The sequence below is a fragment of the Gemmatimonadales bacterium genome (genome assembly GCA_030697825.1).
Lineage (GTDB): Bacteria > Gemmatimonadota > Gemmatimonadetes > Gemmatimonadales > JACORV01 > JACORV01.
Genome location: JAUYOW010000180.1, coordinates 1 through 3696, shown reverse-complemented (window position 1 = coordinate 3696; position 3696 = coordinate 1). Strand labels below are relative to the sequence as shown.

The window sequence follows — 3696 nt, the reverse complement described above, 5'->3', positions numbered from 1 at the left end:
CGCCGACCGGGAGCAGTGCGGCCTGAAGTGGAAGCCGCAGGCGCACCGCGCCGGTCACTCCCGCCAGCAGCAGGAGCACCACTGCCCAGAACACCAGCCGGCGCGCGCCGGCGCGCAGCCGGTCGCGCGCCACGGCCTGCTCCGGCGGCACCGGCTGCACGGCGAACAGCGTGTCCCCGTCGAGCTGGTAGTCGAACACGTCCGAGTCCGCGGGCGCGCTAGCGGGATCGAAGAACCGCAGCCCATCGCCGGTACGACCGGCGAATTGGTCGGCGAACGCGACGCCCGCGGACGGAGTCGCCGAGTCGCGCGCCAGAAGCAGCGTGGCCACCGCCGTTCCGGCGTCGGTCTGGCGTCGCGCGACAAGCCACAGGTAGAATGGAGTCATGACGGCGGCGAGCGGCGGTCCTTCCGGCACCAGCGCCACGCGCTGCGGGCCGGCCCACGCCATAGGCTGCCCGTGCGCGTCGAACAGCACGACCGAGTTCGTTGCCGCCCCGCGGCGCGCCAGCAGGCGGCCCACCGCCTCGAACGCACTCGCCGGCGCAAGGTCGAGCGCCGGGGCCGCGCGATCCGCCAGGCCGCGCACCACTCGCACCGCGCCTTCGAGCTCGTTGCCCAGCCGCCTCGAATCGGCTGCTATCCGGGCCTCGCGTACCGCGGACCACCGACGCTCGACCCGAGCCAGCCGCCAGGTGAACGCGGCGACCAGCACCGAGAGAACGACCATCAGGAGAGCGCCTGACGCGGCGACTACCACGCCCGCGTCGCCCTCGCGCCAGAGCCGGTGCGCCGCGACTGCCACGTATCCGGTGAGCAGCGCGACCCCGAGCGCCAGAGCCCATGCCGGCGCACGCATCCACTCCGCCGCCACCACGGACGCCGCGGCCGTCGCGGCCAGCCATGCCAGGGGCCACCGCCTCAGACGCCGGGCTCCGGCATGAGCCTTCCGCTCCGGCTCAAGGAGATCACTCCAGACGAAGCGCGAGTCGCCTTGGCCGCCAACCCGCGACTGATCATCCCCGTCGGGACGTGTGAGCAGCACGGCCCGCACCTGCCGTTCGGGTGCGACACCATCATCATCGAGCGCCTCGCCGACGATCTTTCGGCTGAATTCCGCATCCTCCGCTCACCTACCGTGGAGTACGGCGTCAACGACCAGACCGCGCAAGCCTTCCCTGGCAATGCTAGCGTGCGCCGCAAGACCCTGCGTCGCTGGCTCAACGACCTGCTGCCCGACTGGGAGAAAGTGGGCGTCGAGGAGTTCCTCGTCCTCACCATGCATGGACACGCCCCGCACCAGGAAGCGCTCGGCACCGTCGTCACCGACCGCGCGCGAGTTCGCGTCATCGACATACTCGCCATGGATCTCGGCGCGCTGGTGGACGGCCCCGCGGGACCGATCCACGGCGGTGAAGTGGACACCTCGCTCCTTCTTTACGTGGCCCCCCACCTCGTCCGGATGGAGCAGGCCCAGGACTTTATCTTGCCCGAGGACGACGTCCGGCGCTACCGGCGCGGCTCCACGATGAAGCTTCCTGCCATCTCTCCGGGATCGATCGGCCAGCCCACGCGCGCCTCCGCGGAGAAGGGCGAGCGCATCTACTCGTTCATCCTGGACCGCATCCGGCGCCGGGTGCTCGGCGCGAACTCCGCGCCCGCCGCAGGGTAAGCAACGTATGAGAGCACTCCTCGTGTTCCTTGCCGTCCGTCTGTTCCTCGATCCGTCCGTCCGTCCAGCCGTCGCCCAGGACTTCCTCGACCGCGGGACCTTCGTGATCGTACAGAACGGCATCGAGATCGGGCGTGAGGAGTTCGCCATCCGCCCCACGGTGGACCGTCGGGGCCAGAACGGTGTGCTCTCCGTCTCGACCGTGCACTTTCGCGACCGAGAGGTGCAACACGCGCTCGAGCTCTCCGCCGATCAGGTGCCGCAGGCGTTCCAGGAGACCTCCACCCAGGGCGGCCGCGTCGTGGTCCGCTACTCGGCACAGCTCAGCGGCGTTCGCTTCAGCGCCCGGCTGGCATCCCACGACGGCGAGACCGCGCGCGAGTTTCCGGTGCGGCTCCCGCTGGTCGTCCTCGGGAGCGACGCCTACCACGAATTCTACTTCGTGCCCCGTCCGACCATCGGTACCACCCGAACGGTGTCCGTGATCCGACCCAGCGATGAGCGCGCCGTAGCCGGCACGGTGGAGGGACAAGGCACCGATACCGTGCTGGTTGGCGACCGGCGCCTCGCCGCCGACCGCTTCGTCCTCCGCCTCCCGGACGGCGACGAGCGCCGGTTTTGGATCACCGCCAACGGGGACTTGCTCCGCATCGCGGTCCCCCGCCTTAGCATCGTCGCCACCCGCTCCGAGCTGCCCGCTCACTAGTCGCCGCTAAACCGGTCTGCCACGGCCGGCATCCCAACTTGAAACGCGGACGCGTCCAAGCCCTTATATTCGACCGCGGTCAGGGATCGGGTCGCGGACGCTCACAGTCCGGGTCTCGCGATGAAACTGACCCTGGCATAGTGACGTACAGCACAATGACTTCGACAAAAGGTAACGTGAGTATGCGGGCTCGATTGATAATTGGCTGGCTGGTGGTGTTCTCGCTGATGGCAGCCATCGGATACGCCCAGGAGGTGCCCGTGCGGCGGCTGGCGCTCGCCGAGGCGCTGGACATCGCCCGGAGGAACAACCCCGATTACCGGGCCACTCTCAACGATAGCTGGGCTGCCGGACGGAGAGTGACCAACGCTACGGCCAGCCTGTTCACGCCGACGGCCGACCTATCGGCCGGCACGTACCACCGGGGCGAAGGGACGAGCATCTTCTCGGGGATTCCGTTCAGTAGCCCGAGCACCACCAACAATTCGTGGTCGTTGGGAGTCAACTACCGGCTCTCCGGTGCCACTTTTGCCGATCGGGGCCTCGCCGCGGCCAACGCGCGGGCCACGGACGCGGACATCGCGGGCGCGCGCACAGTGCTCGAGACGACGGTGCGGCAGCAGTACCTCAATCTGCTCCAGGCGCAGGCACAGGCCCTCCTGGCACAACGCTCGGTCGAGCGGTCCACGGAAAACCTCAACCTCGCCCAGGCTCGCTACGGCGTGGGCCAGGGAACGCTGATCGACGTGCGCCGCGCCGAAGTCGAAAAGGGCCAGGCCGCGGTGAACATCCTCCGGGCCGAACAGACGGTGGAGAACCAGACGCTGGTCCTCTTCCAGCGCCTTGGCGTCCCCGCGCCCGAGCCGGCCCGCATCGAGCTCACCGACTCTTTCCCGGTCGTCCCGCCGGCGTTCCGGCTCGACTCGCTGCTGGCTATGGCTTTGGCGGAGAACCCCGGGCTGGTGGCGCTCAGAGCCCGCCAGGCGTCGGCGCAGTGGGGCGTGCGGGCAGCGCGGTCCCAGTATCTGCCCAGCCTTCAATTCTCGGCCAGCTACGGCAAATTCCGCAGCTCGACGGACTCCAACGTGACGCTGCGGCTTCCGCCGAGCGTGGCGCGGGGGACCGACCCGTTTTCGTACCAGATCGGCGTGTCGCTGCCGCTCTATGACGGGTTCCGGCGCAACGTGCAGACCGCGCAGGCGCGGGCGCAGGAAGACGATGTCCGCCAAGCCATCCGCGGTCGCGAGTTGCAGGTCCGCGCCGAGGTGAGCGCGGCCTACCGCGCCATCGTGGCCGCCTATCAGACGATCGCTCTCCA

The 3696-nt window shown here is 69.3% G+C and carries 4 protein-coding genes; 3 read left to right on the top strand and 1 reads right to left on the bottom strand.

Annotated elements, in window-relative coordinates; genetic code table 11:
• Positions 1 to 859: hypothetical protein (locus Q8Q85_09545; GenBank protein ID MDP3774496.1), on the bottom strand; the 859-nt coding region annotated here is incomplete at its 3' end.
• Between the two features lie 81 nt (positions 860 to 940).
• Here Q8Q85_09545 and Q8Q85_09540 point away from each other — a divergent pair.
• From Q8Q85_09540 to Q8Q85_09530, 3 genes are all read left to right on the top strand, one after another.
• Positions 941 to 1672 carry a creatininase family protein gene (locus Q8Q85_09540; GenBank protein MDP3774495.1) on the top strand — a complete coding sequence of 244 codons (732 nt, stop codon included), beginning with the start codon at positions 941 to 943 and terminating at the stop codon, positions 1670 to 1672.
• A 7-nt stretch (positions 1673 to 1679) separates the two neighbouring features.
• The gene (locus tag Q8Q85_09535; protein ID MDP3774494.1) at positions 1680 to 2378 is read left to right on the top strand and encodes a hypothetical protein; all 699 of its coding nucleotides are present in this window, start codon (positions 1680 to 1682) and stop codon (positions 2376 to 2378) included.
• Positions 2379 to 2560: 182 nt separating this feature from the next.
• A partial coding sequence (locus tag Q8Q85_09530) for a TolC family protein (GenBank protein MDP3774493.1) occupies positions 2561 to 3696 on the top strand: 1136 nt, incomplete at its 3' end.

What these genes read in the sequence shown, in the direction of transcription:
- Q8Q85_09540 (MDP3774495.1), top strand. Translation starts at nt 941, where the DNA reads ATGAGCCTTCCGCTCCGGCTCAAGGAGATCACTCCAGACGAAGCGCGA.
- Q8Q85_09535 (MDP3774494.1), top strand. Translation starts at nt 1,680, where the DNA reads ATGAGAGCACTCCTCGTGTTCCTTGCCGTCCGTCTGTTCCTCGATCCG.